Genomic DNA, 14,843 nt, shown 5'->3' with positions numbered 1-14,843 from the left:
GGGACTCACTTTAAATGAGTCCCTTTTTTATGTTCCAACTATTTCTTTATCTCAACTTTAGTTCCGGTATAATAGTGAGTCAATATTTGTTCAAATGTAAAGCCGGCTTTTGCCATACCCATGGCACCTTCCTGACTCATTCCTACAGCATGTCCCCAGCCCTTACCCGTAAAAACATATTCTTGAGAGCTTGCTGAAACAACAGATTCGTTACCGTCTGCCCCAATAATAGTTACTTTCTGGTTGGGATTATTATAAGATTTTTCTCCGCTACTGGTTATTACCTTTATCTGGCTCAACGAAACATTTTCTACTTTATTATTAACCTGAACATTTATATTAGCATCAGAAGAAATGCTATACATTTGACTTGGAAGGCTAAGAAAAGTCCTGCACTTGTCTTTTGTGATTACAACACCTTCAGGCTTCAATGTTCCGGTAATAACCATTTCGATTGGTCTTCCGGCCGCTGAGTACTTTGTAATCTCAATGCCCGTTACAGTTCCTAGCCCATAACTTTTTAGTTTTGTACTTATTTCATCTACCGTAAACTTCATTGTCCAATTGTAGTTATAGGATTTCCCCGACTCATATTTGTCTTCAACACTTTTAAGATATGGCAGGCTATTCCCCCAAACATTTACGACATCCTCAGTTCTACCTCCTGTAGACGCTGAATAGACTGTTTCAACAAGAGTTCCATTATAAGTTACAACCATATCACGTGTTTCATCAACGGCTTTGTTTGTATTAGCATTTTCCGAGCTATAGCCTTTATATGCTTGGCAGTCGGTTGTAGCACACAAATTGAAACCGTACTTTGAATGCTTGTTAATTGATTTGTAAGAATAGGTTCTGGCTGCTACAGCCTGTCCCTTTAATGCTTCAATGTTTGAATATGCCGGCATTTCATTGGGAACTACACCGTATAAATATTCTTCAAAAGGCAGTACATTAATAATTGTCATATCACTGCCGGATAATCTATTAAACTCAACCTGTCCGCGATATAAGCTTGTTCCAATTTTAATCGTATTTGGATTGCCTGCTGACATTGTTCTCCCTCTTAAAAGGCTATTTAAAGATGCGTACATGAATAAGACTTTACCATTTTGATCTGTACCGTAAATTCTTGAATTAGTCTCAGTAATTACGCTATATGTATTCTCTCCCAATTTTGCTTTAACAGTATTTACAGCTGCTTGCGCTTTAGATTGGCTAACGTAAAAACCTGTCCATATTTGCCAACCTGAATCAGTGTAAGCAGGATATGTGATAACACCTTTCTGACTATAGCTTTGGATGACTGAAACTGTATCATTATAAGTATTATATGTACCATTAAGCTGAATATGGTAAGGACCACTGGTCGGATTTCCAGTTAAAACAACTGGTGTGAACTTTGTTCCGCTTTGTATAAAGTAGCTGTCTTTTCTCAGAGTAATTGTCTGACCAGCATCCGATTCGTATACATTATTATATTTTCCTGTTTTTACATCATACGCACAGAATAATACTCCCTTGTCGCTACTGATATTAATCTGGCTTTGAGCCGTTGATCCGTAATACAGACCTATTTTTACGGACGTTGCCTCAGCCGCTGATGTATTCAAGTTGTTGAAACCGGTCAGCATCGTAAATATCATTACAATGCATAAAAATAAGCACATTTTTTTCATTCGTACTAAACTCCCCCACTTTTTCATTTTCTCCTAACTTCGACAAGTTCAAAAGTACATCCTGCCTTGTTTACTGAATTGTAACAATATTGAAATATAGTTCATATAATATAAAAATCAGATGTAAAAAAATTGACACTTGATATAACGAATGTTATTATAGAAAAAAAGAATATATGCTAGATAGAGGTGCGTTTTTTAATAGTACGGACAATGAAGATTCTGGGGTCTAATGATTTGTTCTGAAAGGAAAAGACGCCGAAGGCAGTACTGTACCCCGAGCATCGTAATGCCTGGTTTCAAGGTCAATAGCCTTGTGACTGTCATCATTTAAGAAATGGTGGAGCGCTATCTGTTTTTAATTATATTTTATTATAATTGGTTAAACAGACGTCGGCGGGACTGCCGACGTTTTTTAATTATATTATTGTTTTAGAAAGGGTGGGAACAATGAAAAAGCCAATTTTTACGGGCTCAGGTGTAGCAATTATTACCCCATTTACAAATGACGGTACTGACTATAATAAATTATCAGAACTGATTGAATACCAGATTAAAGAAGGTACTGATGCAATTATTATTTGCGGTACAACAGGTGAAGCATCTACCATGTATGATGATGAACATAAGGCTGCAATCAAATTTACAGTTGAGAAGGTTGACGGAAGAATACCGGTTATTGCCGGAACAGGAAGCAATCACACTGTTCACGCCGTAGCACTTAGTAAATATGCTGAGGAGGTTGGAGCTGATGCAATCCTCACAGTTACCCCATATTATAATAAAACCACGCAAAAGGGTTTATATGAACATTTTAAGATGGTTGCAGAAAGCATAAAAATCCCTGTTGTGCTTTATAATGTTCCGTCAAGAACAAATCTTAATATAGCCCCTGAAACCATACAGGCCCTCTCAAAGATTGATAATATTGTAGCATTAAAGGAATGTAATCTCTCTCAGATAGGAGATGTCATTAACCTGTGTGGAAATGATATAACGGTTTATTCCGGAGAAGATGGAGCCATAGTGCCATTTTTGTCTATGGGTGCTAAAGGTGTTATCTCTGTTTTAGCCAACATTGCACCAAAAGATACACACGATATTGTTACTAAATATCTTTCAGGTGATATTGAAGGCAGTAGAAAACTACAATTGAAAGCTCTTGACCTTATTAAGGCATTATTCTGTGAAGTAAGCCCTATACCAATTAAGGCTGCCATGAATCTTTTGGGAATGAATGTAGGCGGATGCAGGCTGCCATTGGTTGAAATGTCAGATAAAAATCTGGAGATACTTAAAACAGAACTTGTAAAGTATGGTTTATTGCCATAACTAAAATACAAAAAATAGGATGTGGAAAAGCTAATGATTAATATACTATTAAGTGGATGCAATGGGAAAATGGGTCAGGTTATTACAAGACTTTCCGATAATTTTCCTGAATTAAAGATTGCGGCTGGGTTTGATATTAATAATAATATAAATAACCCATACCCTGTTTTTACATCATTAACAGACTGTAATGTAGATGTTGATGTAATAATAGATTTTTCAAACCCAAAAGCATTTTCACCATTGGTAGAGTTTGCTCAGGAAAAGCATTTACCACTGGTGCTAGCTACTACGGGTTTATCAACAGAGCAGGTGACAGTTCTAAAAACTTCTGTTGCCCGCAGAATACCGGTTTTCTTCTCTGCAAATATGTCACTTGGAGTCAATTTACTTATAGATTTGGTGAAAAAAGCTGCTAAGGTTCTTGAAGGCCAATTTGATATAGAAATAGTTGAAAAACATCATAATCAAAAAATCGATGCACCAAGTGGAACAGCACTTGCTATTGCTGACGCTATTAATGATTCACTTGATGAAAAATGTGAATATATGCATGACAGGCATTCCAGAAGGAAAAAACGCAGTAAGCAGGAAATTGGTATACATGCCGTGCGCGGAGGTACAATAGTAGGTGACCACTCTGTTATTTTTGCCGGAAACGATGAAATAATAGAAATAAATCACACTGCATTATCAAAAGAGATATTTGCTGTAGGTGCTTTAAAGGCTTCCATCTTTCTTGCATCAAAAAAACCGGGATTGTATTCAATGTCGGAGCTTATTTCTGAAACCAATTAGTTAATGTTAATGCTTCAAGGAGGAATTATTATGACCATTTTACCGGTTACAAGTATTAGTACAGTATACAATGTAGCATTAGTGGCAGTAGATAATCTTCCAAATGATATGGTTCTCATTGCGGGAATTTTTAATAAAATTGCAGAAGAAAAAATAAATATTGATATGATTAGTCAGAGTCCACCCTACAAAGGAAAAATTAATATTTATTTTAGTATACCTGCTGAAAACATAATAAAGGTAATTGCTATTTTAAATTCATTTAAAATAAAGGTTCCAAACCTGCGAATTGAAATAGACTCAGACAGTACTAAAATTAGTGTTTTTGGGGAAGGGATGAGGGATAAACCCGGGGTTGCTGCAAAAGTATTTACATTAATGGCTGAAAATGAAATTGAAATCAAACTAATTACAACCTCCGAAGTTGATATATCCTATCTCATATATGAAAAGGACGCTGATAAAGCCATTAAATCAATAAAAGAAGAATTTAACCTGTAAAGCTGTTCAAATATATCTCAATACTTAGAACCCCCCATGTTTTACGACGTGGGGGGTTTGTTTGTGAATATGTACAAAATATAATAAGCAAAACCTCAAGCAATGAGCTTGAGGCTTTCATATAAATCTGGCAAAGACCTACTTTCCCGGGCCGTTTCCAGCCAAGTATTATCGGCACTGAGATGCTTAACTGCCGTGTTCGGTATGGGAACGGGTGTGGCCATCTCGTCATTTCCACCAGAAGATTTAAAAATTGTGATAAGCTTCGTATTACTACTCGCTTCTGACAATTTTATTAACTTTTTTTAAGATACTTTTTGTACCTTCAGAACTGACTAATGTTATCCTTTAAGAAGATGTGAAGCTCTCTCATTGTCTAGTTTTAAGACCTTCTACTTTTGAATACCTGTTTTCTTTTGGGTCAAACCCTCGACCTATTAGTATCAGTCAGCTTAACACATTACTATGCTTACACTCCTGACCTATCAACCATGTAGTCTACATGGGGTCTTACCTATTGCTAGTGGGATATCTCATCTTGAGGTGGGTTTCACGCTTAGATGCCTTCAGCGTTTATCCCTGCCGAACTTGGCTACCCAGCTGTGCCATTGGTATGACAACTGGTGCACTAGAGGTTCGTCCATCCCGGTCCTCTCGTACTAAGGACAGATCCTCTCAAATATCCTGCGCCCGCGACAGATAGGGACCGAACTGTCTCACGACGTTCTGAACCCAGCTCGCGTACCGCTTTAATTGGCGAACAGCCAAACCCTTGGAACCTGCTACAGCTCCAGGATGCGATGAGCCGACATCGAGGTGCCAAACCTCCCCGTCGATGTGGACTCTTGGGGGAGATAAGCCTGTTATCCCCAGGGTAGCTTTTATCCGTTGAGCGATGGCAATTCCACTTTCATACCACCGGATCACTAAGCCCTACTTTCGTACCTGCTCGAGGTGTCTCTCTCGCAGTCAGGCTACCTTATGCCTTTGCACTCGTTGCGCGATTTCCAACCGCGCTGAGGTAACCTTTGGACGCCTCCGTTACTCTTTGGGAGGCGACCGCCCCAGTCAAACTGCCCACCTGACAGTGTCCCTAGACCAGCTTATGGTCTCAGGTTAGAGTTCCAGTACTTTTAGAGTGGTATCCCAACGTCGACTCCATGATGGCTGGCGCCACCACTTCTCAGTCTCCCACCTATCCTGTACAAAAAATACCGAAACCCAATATCAAGCTACAGTGAAGCTCCATGGGGTCTTTCCGTCTAGTCGCGGGTAACTTGCATCTTCACAAGTACTACAATTTCGCCGGGTACGTTGTTGAGACAGTGCCCAAGTCATTACGCCATTCGTGCGGGTCAGAACTTACCTGACAAGGAATTTCGCTACCTTAGGACCGTTATAGTTACGGCCGCCGTTTACTGGGGCTTAAGTTCATGCCTTCGCTTGCGCTAAGCAATTCCCGTAACCTTCCAGCACCGGGCAGGCGTCAGCCCCTATACTTCATCTTTCGATTTAGCAGAGACCTGTGTTTTTGATAAACAGTTGCTTGGGCCTATTCTCTGCGGCCTCAATCTCTTGAGGCACCCCTTTTCGCTAACTTACGGGGTCAATTTGCCGAGTTCCTTAACAACGCTTCTCCCGCTCGTCTTAGGATTCTCTCCTCACCTACCTGTGTCGGTTTGCGGTACTGGTACCTTTAATCTGGATAGTGGTTTTTCTCGTCAGTGTGGAATCTGTCACTTCGGTACTTGTTTTCCCTCCGCATCACGTCTTCGAAACATCCGGCGGATTTGCCTACCGGACTATCTACCTCGCTTGCACGATCTTTTCCAGCTGATCGCTTGACTTATCCTCCTGCGTCCCCACCTCTCTCATATCGATTAACGGTAGTACAGGAATTTCAACCTGTTGTCCATCACTTACGCCTTTCGGCCTCAGCTTAGGTCCAGACTTACCCTGGGCGGACGAACCTTCCCCAGGAAACCTTAGGTTTTCGACGGTAAAGATTCTCACTTTACTCTCGCTACTTATTCCGGCATTCTCACTACTGCTTCGTCCACAAGTCCTTTCGATCTTGCTTCAACCTACAACAGTAAGCTCCCCTACCACCCTCGTACATCCAATACTACTGCTAACGGCACAAGTTTAGCTGTGGGAATTTGACGAAATGTTTTGAATCATTTTTGATATGTTACATTTCGTGAAATTACCTCATCGCTTCTTAATTTATTTAGCAATACTATTGGATGTACGCTGATCCATAGCTTCGGTACACAGTTTAGCCCCGGTAATTTTCGGCGCAGGCTCACTCGACTAGTGAGCTATTACGCACTCTTTGAATGAGTGGCTGCTTCTAAGCCAACATCCTAGTTGTCTTAGCAAGCCCACATCCTTTTCCACTTAACTGTGATTTTGGGACCTTAGCTGATGGTCTGGGCTGTTCCCTTTTGACCATGGGACTTATCTCTCATAGTCTGACTCCCAAGTAACATCATTACGGCATTCGGAGTTTGATAGGGTTCGGTAACCCGGTAAGGCCCCTAGCCCATTCAGTGCTCTACCTCCGTTTGATTTTCCCTTGAGGCTAGCCCTAAAGCTATTTCGGGGAGAACCAGCTATCTCCGAGTTCGATTGGAATTTCTCCGCCACCCACAGCTCATCCCAGACCTTTTCAACGGTCATGTGGTTCGGTCCTCCACGAGATTTTACTCCCGCTTCAACCTGTCCATGGGTAGGTCACCCGGTTTCGGGTCTATAGCATGCAACTTGACGCGCTTTTAACACTCGGTTTCCCTTCGGCTCCGTACCTTTAAGTACTTAACCTTGCTGCATACAATAACTCGCCGGACCGTTCTACAAAAAGTACGCTGTCGAGCTTTAACGCTCTTCAACTGCTTGTAAACATAGGGTTTCAGGTTCTCTTTCACTCCCCTCCCGGGGTTCTTTTCACCTTTCCCTCACGGTACTGCTTCACTATCGGTCACCAGTTAGTATTTAGCCTTGGATGGTGGTCCACCCTGCTTCCCACGAGGTTTCACGTGCCTCGTGGTACTCTGGATACTAGCCTGCCTCTTAACATTTCGCTTACGGGACTTTTACCCTCTATGGTCTCAGCTTTCCAGCTGCTCATTCTGCTATGTCTTGAGGATCATTATGCTAGTCCACAACCCCGAAAGATATTGCTATCTTTTGGTTTGGGCTCTTCCGCTTTCGCTCGCCACTACTTACGGAATCTCTTTTTGATTTCTACTCCTGTTGGTACTTAGATGTTTCAGTTCCCAACGTCTGCCTTCGTAACACTATGTATTCATGTTACGATGACCGAGTGTTTAACTCGGCCGGGTTTCCCCATTCGGATATCTACGGGTCGATGGCTATTTGCGCCTCTCCGTAGCTTTTCGCAGCTTGTCACGTCCTTCATCGCCTTCTGGTGCCAAGGCATTCACCCTATGCTCTTAGTAGCTTGACCTCTAAAATTGCTATAAGCTTCGCATTACTGTGTCAGGCTTCCCTCCTGCGATGCTCATTTACCACCGTAAACTCCGCTTCTCGTCGGTCGCCTTCCTTGTACTGCTTGCTTCTATCAATTTTTATCGAATATCTTCGATTGATCAGATTCTCAATGTCAATTACATAGTAATTGATTTAAAGTGATTGTCTTAACCTATCAATGAGTTAGTTTCCTAAGAGTTGCATGTTTCCAACGTAAACTGCTTTACGTGTTTCAAAGGATTTCTCCTTTTCACATGTTACCCTTATTACTTTTCAGAAAATACATAATTAATTATATATCTCTTGTCTTCTCATCTTCTTAAAACGTATTTCAAACTTTCGTTTGAAACGCATTCTTTGAATAACATTATTCAGTTCTCAAGGTACAAACCTCGCAGTTGTTTGTGTTGCCACACTGACTGCGGAGTTCCTATTATACCAGTTTCAATTATCATGTCAACTGGTATTTTTTAGGCTTTTCTAAAAAGCCTTGGTGGAGATAATGAGAATCGAACTCATGACCCCCTGCTTGCAAGGCAGGTGCTCTCCCAGCTGAGCTATACCCCCATAAAATCAAAGTCCATTTTCATGGGCTTTGAAAACTAAACAGTGATTGTAAAGAAACTCTAAGATAATGATTTTCAGTCCGGCGAGCTTAGCTCAAGCCTTCCTGTCATTTATCTTCGACCTAAAGATTTGATTCATCTTAGAAACTAGTTCTGCATGAATCATGTCTCCTTAGAAAGGAGGTGATCCAGCCGCACCTTCCGATACGGCTACCTTGTTACGACTTCACCCCAATCATCGGCCCCACCTTCGGCGACGTCCTCCTTGCGGTTAGACTATCGACTTCGGGTGTTGCAGACTCTCATGGTGTGACGGGCGGTGTGTACAAGGCCCGGGAACGTATTCACGGCAGTATGCTGACCTGCCATTACTAGCAATTCCGACTTCATGTGGGCGGGTTGCAGCCCACAATCTGAACTGGGACTATTTTTGGGGATTTGCTCCACTTTGCAGCTTAGCTTCCCTCTGTTATAGCCATTGTAGTACGTGTGTAGCCCAAGACATAAGGGGCATGATGATTTGACGTCGTCCCCACCTTCCTCCGATTTATCACCGGCAGTCTCGCTAGAGTGATCAACTAAATGTTATCAACTAGCAACAGGGGTTGCGCTCGTTGCGGGACTTAACCCAACATCTCACGACACGAGCTGACGACAACCATGCACCACCTGTATAGCAGTCCCGAAGGACTATGATATCTCTACCATATTCCGCTATATGTCAAGCCTTGGTAAGGTTCTTCGCGTTGCTTCGAATTAAACCACATACTCCACTGCTTGTGCGGGCCCCCGTCAATTCCTTTGAGTTTCAACCTTGCGGCCGTACTCCCCAGGTGGGATACTTATTGTGTTAACTCCGGCACAGAAGGGGTCGATACCTCCTACACCTAGTATCCATCGTTTACAGCGTGGACTACCAGGGTATCTAATCCTGTTTGCTCCCCACGCTTTCGCGCCTCAGCGTCAGTTACCGTCCAGAAAGCCGCCTTCGCCACTGGTGTTCCTCCTAATATCTACGCATTTCACCGCTACACTAGGAATTCCGCTTTCCTCTCCGGCACTCAAGAAACATAGTTTCAGATGCAGCTCCAGAGTTAAGCTCTGGGATTTCACATCTGACTTACATTCCCGCCTACACGCCCTTTACACCCAGTAATTCCGGACAACGCTTGCCACCTACGTATTACCGCGGCTGCTGGCACGTAGTTAGCCGTGGCTTATTCTTCAGGTACCGTCATTTTTTCGTCCCTGACTAAAGAAGTTTACAATCCGAAAACCTTCATCCTTCACGCGGCGTTGCTGCATCAGGGTTTCCCCCATTGTGCAATATTCCCCACTGCTGCCTCCCGTAGGAGTCTGGGCCGTGTCTCAGTCCCAATGTGGCCGATCAACCTCTCAGTTCGGCTACCAATCGTCGCCTTGGTGGTCCGTTACATCACCAACTAGCTAATTGGACGCGGGCCCATCTGTTACCGGATTGCTCCTTTGACAACAAGAAAATGCTTTCTCGCTGTATTATGCGGTATTAGCACAAGTTTCCCTGTGTTATCCCCCTGTAACAGGCAGGTTGCCCACGCGTTACTCACCCGTCCGCCGCTAAGTTAATCAAAAGCAAGCTTTCAATTAACTCCGCTCGACTTGCATGTGTTAGGCACGCCGCCAGCGTTCGTCCTGAGCCAGGATCAAACTCTCAAATTAATATTTGAAAAATTTAATTAGCTCATTAAAAATTGCTGACTTTTTTTCTAGTTCTTGTTTCCAAAAACCAGGTTGTAAAGTTCGCAAGTTACTCAATTTTGAAATCGTTTTACGATTTCGGAATTTTTCGAGTTCCTTTACATGTTTATCACTGTTTACTTTTCAAAGTCCATAAAGCCTTCTTACGACTGCTTTGTAAGGTTTTTGCTGTTTGTTTGTCGCAAGCAGCTTAATTATATTAACACTTTGCTATCCTGTTGTCAACACTTTTTTTACTTTCAGTTTTTGGTAGTTCATACTACCTTAACTGTTTAAGTGTTGTTTTTCGCGACAGCTTGATTATGTTAACACGCCATTACTTTTGTGTCAATAGATAATCCAATACCAATTTATGGTGTTGGGTTGTCTATAAAAACATCATTGCTGCGGGAAGCAACAGTGATGTTAAGGATAATAAAATTACTACCAATCCGCCGAACCAGTTTCTATTTTTCCAGGTATATACTCCGAAGCTGAATGAATATATACATATCCAGACTAAGAATATTACTATAATGATATTACCTGCCATTTTATCCACTCCCGATTTTATTTATTGCTGATCCGATACCGTCGTGCTTACTTTGACTCTGTAAGCGACATTGGGGAAAATTTCGTGCCATTTGACTTTCTCCCATTGCGATATAGACATGTAATTTTTCTTTGCTATTTGTCCAAAACCAAATATATCGCTTTTGTACTCATATGATGCTTTGGTAAGAAGGCTGTTCATTTCATTTTTTATATAATCTTCATACTCCTTTTGAACTTTCTGTAATTTTGTAGGATCGAAGTAATTTATGTTGCTTTGAACAGCTTCTATATCGGCATGAAGATTTAAGTCTATATTTATTTGGGGTTTGTTCCCATATACCTGTACACTTGTTTTGGAGGACCTATCTTTCCTTACATTACTTAATATTTTATATCTTTCGTCCAGAGGGTCTTTAACCTCTAGTTTTATGCTATCTATAGACCCTGTCATTAATGCATATATGGAGGTTTCTCCGGAATCAAGACTTCCTATCATTTTGTCCCCATTAAATACAGCCAAACCCTTTACGGACATATTTTTCTTTCCCTTATCAGTCTCTTCCTCAGGTTTGTCTGTTTCAGGCTTTTTACTGTCAATAACGCTATTGTCCACATCTGTATATATTGTTACAGGTTGGGACCCTGAGCTGTGTGTTCTGTAAAGATAGTCCCCCAGCTGAGAACTTGGAATACGGAAATCAGTTTGGTAGGATTTAAACATCATATCATAAAATTTGGTAGGGCTTGCTGAAAGTTTAGGTTGCAGGGATTCTATATAGTTTTTGGCTCCATTTGCAGAAACAATAATATTTACGTTAGGACGAAGCTCCATGTAGTTTTGTAAACCATTCAGAAATGGAAGTAGTCCTCTATTCGCAATTTTTTCAGAAACTACAATTACTTTTGTATGGGACAAATTTATTTTTTTACTTAGATATCTTCCTGTTTTTCTGAAGCCTGAAAGGAAATTATCAGTCTTGAAGGTTTTTATATCTGTCGTTTCCCCTTCGCCGGTGGTTATTGATTTTGGTACAGCACTCTGAAAGGTAAGATTAAACATATTGTTATCAGCTTCATCTATCCCGATTGCTACTACATAAGCTAAGTCTTCGATTTCTCTATTATCATAACAGCCTGTCAAAGATACCGTAATTATAGCTATACATAAAATGGTACAAAAGAGTTTGGCTATTTTACTCATAGTCTTGCCCTCCTTCATTTTCAGAATCTACTTTTTTTATGGAACTTATAATCAGTACAATAATCGGCAGCAAAAGTGCTAAAATCCACAGTATGTTTGTCATTTGATTGCCCGGTAGGTGAAATGGAAGTCCCTTTTTATAAAATGTCATAGTGTATATTATTACTGCAGTGGGCAATATAATTGGCTGATGCCTGTCCAAATCAAGAGTTTTAGCAATTATATGGATTATGAAAGTAAACAAGGCACCCATGTATAATATTGAAGATAATGAAAATACCAACACAAATACAGATTCCACTCTTTGTATATAATCTCCAATTTCAATAAGTCTTGCCATCTGATATATAGGTATTTTTTTATCAACTGCCATTTCATACGGGTAAGTCAATAGAAATGATAATGTGGACCAAAACATTATTAATCCTGATATGGTTATTGATAAATAACCTACACGATTTAAATTCCTTCTCTTAAAAAACGGTATCATAAAAAATATTAGCAGCAGTGGAGAAAATATGTGCAAGCTGACAGTACTTCCGTTAATCACTGAATCAATACCTTTTCCCAAGATGGGGAACAAATTGTCTGTACTATATTCCGGGATAACTCCTATTGTTATTAATATAAATCCTATTACGCATATCGGTACTATAAAGGCACTTATACGCGCCACAACTTCTATTCCATAATATGCTGCCGCAGCCATCCCCAACACAAAAAATATGAGAATATAAGCTAACGGAGATTTATCAAGTGATACTATTTTCAGTGAGTGTGCGTACTCGCCCAAAAGAGATACTTCAAGTAATATAAGTAATAATGCTGCTAAAAGCCCTACAATTATCTTAAATATTCTTCCTGCAGACTTTTCCGATATCTCAAGTAAATCAAGATTTCCATGTTGTCTATAAAACCCAGTGGCTATGGCAAAGTATATATAGGCAATTATTGTTACTGCTATAGGTATAATCCATCCTGCACTTCCCCCCATACCTGCAGCATCTTTTGGAAAATACAATATTACCTGGACAAAAATCATATTTATTAGTAAACAGATTGCCTCCCAGGAACCAAATCCCTCATTATTTCTCATTATCCTCACCTCCATCCTCACCTTCATCACCGTGAGTCCAACCTCTGCTTACTTCAGGCTGCTTGATAATATCCTTTGTATTCAGATAGTCAGGCCTTTTTTCCTGTTTCCACATAGGCTTTCTCATTAGCTTGTCTGAATATTTTCCGTTTGTAATAGGCCCGAACGGTGCGAGAAAGGGTACTCCAAAAGATTTCGATGATGCAAGCAGCAGGGAATTTAACAGCAGACCTAATCCTATCCCAAAAAATCCTGCTATGGACCCTAATATAATATAAGCAAATCTAATTATTCTTATGGAAAAGGACATAGAGAAACTTGGTATTGAAAAGGAACCAAGCGCCGTAATAGCTACTACTATTATAAGTATTGGGCTTACAAGATTGGCTGAAACGGCTGCCTGTCCTAAAATCAGACCTCCCACAATGCCTATTGTAGAGCCGATAGCTCCCGGGACCCTGATACCCGCTTCTCTTATCAGCTCAAATGAAAATTCCATTATTATTATTTCAATAACTGTTGGAAAGGGAACGATTTCCCTTGAAGCCTCAATGGCAAATAAAAGATTAGTCGGGATCATTTCCTGATGATAATTTGTTACAGCTATATACAGTCCGGGTAGTAACAGTGCAATGATAACACCGATTATTCTTATCATACGTATAAAATTTACATATGGAAACCTTATGTTTATATCTTCAGGGGTACTAAGGTATTCTGTTATTGTTGCAGGCATCACAAGTACATATGGACTTCCGTCCAATATAACGGCTATGTTACCTTGGGCCAGCATTCTTGCAACAGTATCAGGTCTTTCTGTTGCAAATATCTGTGGTGCTGTCAGAAAAGTGCTGTCTTCCAATAGTTGCTCCAATTCACCGGAATCAAATATATAATCAACCTTTATACTTTTGACTCTCTTTAATACTTCACGTACAAGAGATTCATTTGCAATATCACGGATATACATAACAGCACAAGGAGTATTACTTCTCTTACCAACAGTAAGCCCCTTGATTGTCAAGTCTTTGTCCTTTAATATTTTCCTTAAAAGAGCTGTATTTGCTCTAATTTGTTCATTAAAAGCCTCCTGTGGCCCTCTTATGACAGTTTCGGAATTTGGCTCACCCACATTCCTGTGTTCCCACTTTTTAGTATCCGCTGTGTATGCATACTCCAATCCATCCACAAATACAGCACAACCGCCAAAATTTATATTGCTAACAACATCTTTAAAATCCTTTACCTTTTTTAACTGATTAAAAGGTATAAGTCTGTTGAATATAAATTCTCCTACATCCTTTACCTCTTGTTTAATATCTATGTTTGATAAAATCATTAAAGGCTGAAGGATATTATTACTTATAATACTACTGTCCGTCATTCCGTCAATAAATACTATAAAAGCCTGATAATTGTCATCTTGAACGGTTATATTGAACTCCCTGTATACAATATCACTGTTTTCAGGTATGTTATATATTTTTTTCATTATGCTTTTATTATTATCTATTTCGTCTGATACGTGCTCTTCAAGATATTCATCATTACCAGGGCATTCTTCAAAGTAATTCTTAAACTCTTCGCTATCAAATGTATCCATAGAAGCAGCGTTTTTTGCCCTGTCACAATTTACCGACTTTATTTCGTTCAATTCAAAGTCATGTTTTATACTTTTTTTGTCATATATAATGTATTTCCTTAGTCTCTTTACAATTCCCAATTTTAAGCTCCTTTTTTATAAATTATGCTTAGGTTTAAATGTATTATTTTATTTTAAGGTTACTTATATGCATTGTTTTCATTTGTTGAATATCTTTATTAATTATTGTAAAATTTGTAACCTATTTTTAACCTTAATTATTGATTTTTGCCTTGTTAATTGAGCCTCTATGTTCTATCATTAT

The 14,843-nt window shown here is 40.0% G+C and carries 8 protein-coding genes, 1 tRNA gene, 3 rRNA genes and 1 riboswitch; of the genes, 3 read left to right on the top strand and 9 right to left on the bottom strand.

From position 1 onward, the window contains the following. Nucleotides 1-38: 38 nt before the first annotated feature. Nucleotides 39-1,679, bottom strand: a complete 1,641-nt coding sequence (locus tag CLO1100_RS07510; RefSeq protein ID WP_014313160.1) for a SpoIID/LytB domain-containing protein — start codon at nt 1,677-1,679, stop codon at nt 39-41. A 176-nt stretch (nt 1,680-1,855) separates the two neighbouring features. Then, nucleotides 1,856-2,038: riboswitch (Lysine riboswitch) on the top strand. A gap of 91 nt (nt 2,039-2,129) precedes the next feature. Here CLO1100_RS07510 and dapA point away from each other — a divergent pair. Genes dapA through CLO1100_RS07495 form a run of 3 tightly spaced genes read left to right on the top strand, consistent with a single transcriptional unit; the run spans nt 2,130 to nt 4,310 of the window. After that, on the top strand, nt 2,130-3,011 hold the full coding sequence (gene dapA / locus CLO1100_RS07505) for a 4-hydroxy-tetrahydrodipicolinate synthase (RefSeq protein ID WP_014313159.1): 882 nt from the start codon (nt 2,130-2,132) through the stop codon (nt 3,009-3,011). Between the two features lie 33 nt (nt 3,012-3,044). Next, complete coding sequence (gene dapB, locus CLO1100_RS07500; protein ID WP_014313158.1) at nt 3,045-3,809, top strand: 4-hydroxy-tetrahydrodipicolinate reductase; 765 nt, start codon at nt 3,045-3,047, stop codon at nt 3,807-3,809. A gap of 30 nt (nt 3,810-3,839) precedes the next feature. After that, a complete protein-coding gene (locus tag CLO1100_RS07495) occupies nt 3,840-4,310 on the top strand; it encodes an ACT domain-containing protein (RefSeq protein WP_014313157.1) in 471 nt (156 codons plus the stop codon). A 125-nt stretch (nt 4,311-4,435) separates the two neighbouring features. Here the strand turns inward: CLO1100_RS07495 and rrf are convergent. From rrf to CLO1100_RS07460, 8 genes are all read right to left on the bottom strand, one after another. Further along, a 5S ribosomal RNA gene (rrf, locus tag CLO1100_RS07490) occupies nt 4,436-4,552 on the bottom strand. Nucleotides 4,553-4,727: 175 nt separating this feature from the next. Further along, a 23S ribosomal RNA gene (locus CLO1100_RS07485) occupies nt 4,728-7,779 on the bottom strand. 514 nt (nt 7,780-8,293) lie between these two features. Beyond that, a tRNA-Ala gene (locus tag CLO1100_RS07480) sits at nt 8,294-8,369 on the bottom strand. Between the two features lie 175 nt (nt 8,370-8,544). Beyond that, nucleotides 8,545-10,066, bottom strand: a 16S ribosomal RNA gene (locus CLO1100_RS07475). Together the 16S, 23S and 5S rRNA genes with 1 tRNA gene alongside form the textbook arrangement of a ribosomal RNA operon. A gap of 406 nt (nt 10,067-10,472) precedes the next feature. Next, nucleotides 10,473-10,637 carry a hypothetical protein gene (locus tag CLO1100_RS20755; protein WP_014313156.1) on the bottom strand — a complete coding sequence of 55 codons (165 nt, stop codon included), beginning with the start codon at nt 10,635-10,637 and terminating at the stop codon, nt 10,473-10,475. Nucleotides 10,638-10,658: 21 nt separating this feature from the next. Next, nucleotides 10,659-11,840, bottom strand: coding sequence for a Ger(x)C family spore germination protein (locus CLO1100_RS07470; protein WP_014313155.1), 1,182 nt, complete (start codon nt 11,838-11,840; stop codon nt 10,659-10,661). After that, entirely contained in the window at nt 11,833-12,936 is a 1,104-nt protein-coding gene (locus CLO1100_RS07465; RefSeq protein WP_014313154.1) for a GerAB/ArcD/ProY family transporter, read from the bottom strand. Before CLO1100_RS07465 ends, CLO1100_RS07470 begins: the two co-directional genes overlap by 8 nt. Next, nucleotides 12,926-14,659, bottom strand: coding sequence for a spore germination protein (locus CLO1100_RS07460; RefSeq protein ID WP_014313153.1), 1,734 nt, complete (start codon nt 14,657-14,659; stop codon nt 12,926-12,928). Before CLO1100_RS07460 ends, CLO1100_RS07465 begins: the two co-directional genes overlap by 11 nt. Nucleotides 14,660-14,843: the final 184 nt, after the last annotated feature.

Source organism: Clostridium sp. BNL1100 (assembly GCF_000244875.1).
Taxonomy (GTDB): Bacteria; Bacillota; Clostridia; order Acetivibrionales; family DSM-1351; genus Ruminiclostridium.
This window is presented reverse-complemented; position numbering and strand designations above follow the sequence as displayed.

Coding starts and splice junctions, on each gene's coding strand:
- CLO1100_RS07510 (WP_014313160.1), bottom strand. CDS start 1,679: ATGAAAAAAATGTGCTTATTTTTATGCATTGTAATGATATTTACGATG.
- CLO1100_RS07470 (WP_014313155.1), bottom strand. CDS start 11,840: ATGAGTAAAATAGCCAAACTCTTTTGTACCATTTTATGTATAGCTATA.
- dapB (WP_014313158.1), top strand. CDS start 3,045: ATGATTAATATACTATTAAGTGGATGCAATGGGAAAATGGGTCAGGTT.
- dapA (WP_014313159.1), top strand. CDS start 2,130: ATGAAAAAGCCAATTTTTACGGGCTCAGGTGTAGCAATTATTACCCCA.
- CLO1100_RS07495 (WP_014313157.1), top strand. CDS start 3,840: ATGACCATTTTACCGGTTACAAGTATTAGTACAGTATACAATGTAGCA.
- CLO1100_RS20755 (WP_014313156.1), bottom strand. CDS start 10,637: ATGGCAGGTAATATCATTATAGTAATATTCTTAGTCTGGATATGTATA.
- CLO1100_RS07465 (WP_014313154.1), bottom strand. CDS start 12,936: ATGAGAAATAATGAGGGATTTGGTTCCTGGGAGGCAATCTGTTTACTA.